We start from the raw sequence: 356 nt of genomic DNA, 5'->3' as shown, positions 1-356 counted from the left end.
AGCTCCTTGCGGCCGTGGGTATAGCGCCAAGGGGGGTCATGCGCAACTATGCAGGCATTGGAAGCGTTGGACAATCCTGCTTGCCGCGATAGCGACAAGCGCCCAGGCTGGCCAAGAAGCCGGCACAATCTTTTCGGTCGCGGGTGCGCTTGCGCGGATGCTTTGCGCGTTCGACCAACCCAGGCGCGAGCACTCTGCGTGCCAAAGGAGACGATCATGCTGCATGAACCCGACATTTCGATCGGCGCAAGGCCGATCGCCCTGCCGCCGCGCCTCACCGAGGCGGATCGGGCGGCGCATGCCGGCCTGGTCGGCACGCTCGGCGAAAAGGCGCTGTGGCTGAAGGTGGCGGCGGC

At 66.0% G+C, this 356-nt stretch carries 1 pseudogene; it reads left to right on the top strand.

The features are described 5' to 3' along the window. Positions 1 to 225: 225 nt before the first annotated feature. A pseudogene (locus tag EN818_RS34110) lies at positions 226 to 356 on the top strand (DNA polymerase III subunit epsilon); the annotation flags it as partial.

The sequence above is a fragment of the Mesorhizobium sp. M3A.F.Ca.ET.175.01.1.1 genome (assembly GCF_004791945.1).
In the GTDB taxonomy this organism is placed as follows: Bacteria; Pseudomonadota; Alphaproteobacteria; order Rhizobiales; family Rhizobiaceae; genus Mesorhizobium.
Note: the sequence above shows the minus strand (reverse complement) of the source record. Positions and strands in the feature narration are given on the sequence as shown.